The following is a 3,933-nucleotide window of genomic DNA, read 5'->3' as shown; positions in this document are numbered from 1 at the left end:
CGCCGGTGCGCTGAACCTGATCGAGGCCAATTGGTCCGACGATTCCCGCGCGGTCTTCGTCAACACATCCGACGGCGGCGATGCCGGTACCTGGACCACCCATGTCTTCGTTTTCGACGATGGCGACTCGATACACGAGCTGCCGGTGGAAAAAACGATCGTGGCGGCGACCAAGCTCAAATCCGATTGCATCCATAACGTCGGCGCGGCTGCCTGGCTCGAAGGGCACAAGCAACTGCTGGTCGTGGAGCAAGTGCCGGTTTCAGGCTGCGCCGACGGCGGTGCGACCGCAGGTTATGTCCTGGACACCGCCAACGGCACGATTGCCCGGACGCTGACCGCCAAGGAACTGAAGAGCGACTACGCCAAATACCTGGGCGAGTCGCCGAAAGCGAACATGGTCGTGGTGGCCGACAAGCCGGACCCGAAGGAAAAGAAAAGCCGCAAGAAGTAAGTCCGCCGCGGGCTAGTTGCCGTCGAGCTTGGGACCGCGAATGGGATCGACGCGCTTGCGTGTGTCGATCTCCACGTGGAGCACGCCAGGCTGCGACTTGAGGACGGTCATCGCCCGGTCGAGATCGGCATCGGGCGGCAGGGTCACGACGGCGGCTTTGCCCGAGCCCATCGGTCGGACAAAGATGCTGCCGACCTTGGCGTTGGCCGCTTGCGCGGCCGGCGATGTCGGGCCGTCTCGATAAGTGACGATCAAACGTTTGGCGTCAGGTGCCGCATCGGCGGGCATGGCATTGCCTCGCGGGGTCTGGGCGTGAACGGCGCCGGCAAACAAAAAGGCAGCCAGCGATATCCGAAACAGGTTCCGATAGCGCATGGCTGCCTCCGTTGTCGATGGGTTTTATTCGTTGGCCAGACCGATCCCTGGCCCTTGCTCCAGCGGCGGCGGGGTACCGGCGACGGCCAGCAAGGCTTGAGCATAGCCGTCATCGATGCTGACGGTGGAAACCTCGTCCCAGGAGAAGAACGAAGCCTCGCGCAGCCATTCGGCATCCGGGCTGATTTCCTGCATGCTGAAGCCGTCTTCTTCCACGCCGACCAGGCGGCCGATGTAGCAGACTTCGGCCTCTTCCTCGCTATCGACGTGCACGCCGATTACCGCCGATTGTCGCGCAGCGGCTTCGACGACCTCGCGGATCGAGTCGAGCGGGAAATCCTTCGGCAGGTTCGGCGTCAGCGACTTGTGTGCCAATGCCTTCTCCATGAAGACATGATGCTTGTCCGGCGCTTCCAACTCGGTCACGTCGCGGTGGCGCATGATGTAGATGCCGTCATATGTAATGGTGTCGCCCATCACCCAGAGCAGGAAAAACTCGCGGCCGACGCCGCCGACGTAGCCACAAAAGCTGCCGTGCTCGAGTTCTTCACGCCATAGCCTGACCAGTTGCCGGCTTTCCTGGGCCTCGCGCAATTGCGCGCGCTGCCCAGTGGTCTTCAATTCGATGATCTTGCCCATGGCACGCATTTTACCAGAGGGGGGTCGCCGGCTTGTTAGGACTGGCTAACGGGTAGGTGCTTCCCCTCTTTAACATATTAAAAACAATAACTTGTGTTATTGCCGCAGGGCTTACAGGATGTACCGGCTCAAATCCTCGTCCTTGACCAGGCTGCCAAGGTTCTTATCGACATAATCGGCGTCGATCACATATTTTTCGCCGGACTTGTCGGCGGCTTCATAGGAGATCTTCTCCAAAAGCCGCTCCATCACCGTATGCAGACGGCGAGCGCCGATGTTCTCGGTGCGCTCGTTCACCTGGAAAGCGACCTCGGCCAGGCGATCCACGCCGGAGTCGTCAAATTCCAGGCTCACGCCTTCGGTGCCAAGCAGGGCCACATACTGCTTGGTCAGCGCGCTATGCGGTTCGCGCAGGATGCGCTTGAAGTCATCGACCGACAGCGCCGACAACTCGACCCGGATCGGCAGGCGGCCTTGCAGCTCCGGGATCAAGTCCGAAGGCTTGGCCAGGGAGAACGCTCCCGAAGCGATGAACAGCACATGGTCCGTTTTGATCGGGCCGTACTTGGTGGAAACGGTGGAGCCTTCGACCAGCGGCAGCAGGTCGCGCTGCACGCCTTCGCGGCTGACACCGGCGCCGCCCCATTCGGAACGCTGGGCGATCTTGTCGATCTCGTCGAGAAAGACGATCCCATTCTGCTCGGCCGCTTCGACCGCCTGGGCGCGCACTTCTTCATCGTTGAGCAGCTTGCCGGCTTCTTCTTCGATCAGCAGCGGCCGGGCTGCCTTGATGGAAAGCTTGCGGCTCTGGGTTTTGGCGCCGCCGAGATTCTGGAACATCTGACGCAGCTGCTGGCCCATTTCTTCCATGCCGGGCGGCGACATGATCTCCACGCCGACATTCATGGCGAAATCCAGCTCGATCTCGCGATCGTCCAGCGCCCCTTCGCGCAGCTGCTTGCGCAGCTTTTGTCGGGTATCGCCTTCGCCACCCGCCGGCGCCGGATCCTGGCTCCAGTCGGTCGGCGCCTGGCGGCGTGGCAGCAGGGCATCGAGAATGCGGTCTTCGGCGCGATCTTCGGCCTGGGTGCGGACGCGTTTCATGGCCTGCTCGCGAGTGAGCTTGTAAGAAACATCGGCCAGATCGCGCACGATCGATTCGACATCCTTGCCGACATAGCCCACCTCGGTGAACTTGGTTGCCTCGACCTTCACGAACGGCGCGTTGGCCAAGGTAGCCAGGCGTCGCGCAATTTCGGTCTTGCCTACGCCGGTAGGCCCGATCATCAGGATGTTCTTCGGTGTGACTTCGTCGCGCAGGCCCGGTTCCAACTGCATGCGGCGCCAGCGATTGCGCAGCGCGATGGCAACCGCGCGCTTGGCATCGTGCTGACCGATGATGTAGCGATCCAGTTCGTTGACGATTTCGCGAGGAGTGAGTTCGGACATATAGGGACTATGAGAAGGCAGAGGTGGAAGACGAGGAATGGGAGCGCACGCAGGGTGTCTGGGATGGATTCGGGTAGAAGCGCGTCATCGGTTGGCGCTGACGCAGCTGGCATCCCGTTTCCGCTCAGAGCTCTTCGATCGTCGTGTTGTGGTTGGTGTAGATGCAGATATCGCCAGCGATCTTCAACGCCTTTTCGACGATGGTACGCGCGTCCATGTCGGTGTTCTCCATCAGCGCCAGTGCGGCCGACTGCGCGAATGGACCGCCGGAGCCGATGGCAATCAATCCGTGTTCGGGCTCGAGCACGTCGCCGTTGCCGGAAATCAGCAGCGAGGCTTCTTTATCGGCCACCGCAAGCATGGCTTCGAGTCGGCCCAGGCGGCGATCGGTACGCCACTCCTTGGCCAGCTCCACCGCGGCGCGGGTAAGGTTGGCGCTGTGCTTGGCCAGCTTTTCTTCGAACAGCTCGAACAGCGTGAAGGCATCGGCGGTCGCACCGGCAAAGCCCGCGAGCACGTCGCCGTTCTTGCCCAGACGGCGAATCTTGCGGGCATTGGCCTTCATCACCGTGTTGCCCAGGGTGACCTGGCCGTCGCCGCCGATGACGATGCGGCCGTTACGGCGCACCGAGACAATGGTGGTGGCGTGAAAGGAGTCCATGGTGTTGCTCCAAAAAGCGTGAACTGGTTAGGTGGGGGTGGGCTCCGGTGGATGCAAGTTTTAGGGCGACTTCCGCCCTACGTCCCTGCTGCCTCAGCCCACAGAGCCGGCCTCACCCGCCCCGCTTCTTCGCCCGGGGATGCGCTGCGTCATACACCTTGGCCAGATGTTGGAAGTCCAGGTGTGTATAGATCTGCGTAGTGGCGATATCGGCGTGGCCGAGCAGTTCCTGCACCGCACGCAGGTCGCCGGAAGATTCGAGCATGTGGCTGGCGAACGTGTGGCGCAGCAAGTGCGGGTGCACACGTTTGGCGAAACCCGAAGCCAGCGCCAGGTGCTTGAGCCGCGCCTGTAC

Annotated in this window: 6 protein-coding genes; 1 reads left to right on the top strand and 5 read right to left on the bottom strand. The window is 61.9% G+C overall.

Translation table 11 applies throughout. From position 1 onward, the window contains the following. Nucleotides 1-454 (top strand): hypothetical protein (locus tag VIM98_RS09225; RefSeq protein ID WP_331992805.1); only part of this gene is annotated, 454 nt, incomplete at its 5' end. Between the two features lie 12 nt (nucleotides 455-466). On the opposite strand, the gene VIM98_RS09220 is transcribed toward VIM98_RS09225, so the two are convergent. The 5 genes from VIM98_RS09220 to VIM98_RS09200 all read right to left on the bottom strand — a co-directional run. Further along, complete coding sequence (locus VIM98_RS09220; RefSeq protein ID WP_331992804.1) at nucleotides 467-829, bottom strand: S8 family serine peptidase; 363 nt, start codon at nucleotides 827-829, stop codon at nucleotides 467-469. A 24-nt stretch (nucleotides 830-853) separates the two neighbouring features. Further along, nucleotides 854-1,468, bottom strand: a complete 615-nt coding sequence (locus VIM98_RS09215; protein WP_331992803.1) for a hypothetical protein — start codon at nucleotides 1,466-1,468, stop codon at nucleotides 854-856. A 111-nt stretch (nucleotides 1,469-1,579) separates the two neighbouring features. Next, complete coding sequence (gene hslU, locus VIM98_RS09210) at nucleotides 1,580-2,917, bottom strand: ATP-dependent protease ATPase subunit HslU (RefSeq protein WP_331992802.1); 1,338 nt, start codon at nucleotides 2,915-2,917, stop codon at nucleotides 1,580-1,582. A 124-nt stretch (nucleotides 2,918-3,041) separates the two neighbouring features. Then, nucleotides 3,042-3,578 carry an ATP-dependent protease subunit HslV gene (gene hslV / locus VIM98_RS09205; protein ID WP_331992801.1) on the bottom strand — a complete coding sequence of 179 codons (537 nt, stop codon included), beginning with the start codon at nucleotides 3,576-3,578 and terminating at the stop codon, nucleotides 3,042-3,044. A gap of 112 nt (nucleotides 3,579-3,690) precedes the next feature. Beyond that, the coding region (locus tag VIM98_RS09200; protein WP_331992800.1) for a tyrosine-type recombinase/integrase at nucleotides 3,691-3,933 on the bottom strand (243 nt) is incomplete at its 5' end.

Origin of the sequence: Dyella sp., assembly GCF_036568765.1 — a bacterium.
In the GTDB taxonomy this organism is placed as follows: Bacteria; Pseudomonadota; Gammaproteobacteria; order Xanthomonadales; family Rhodanobacteraceae; genus GSA-30.
Note: the sequence above shows the minus strand (reverse complement) of the source record. Positions and strands in the feature narration are given on the sequence as shown.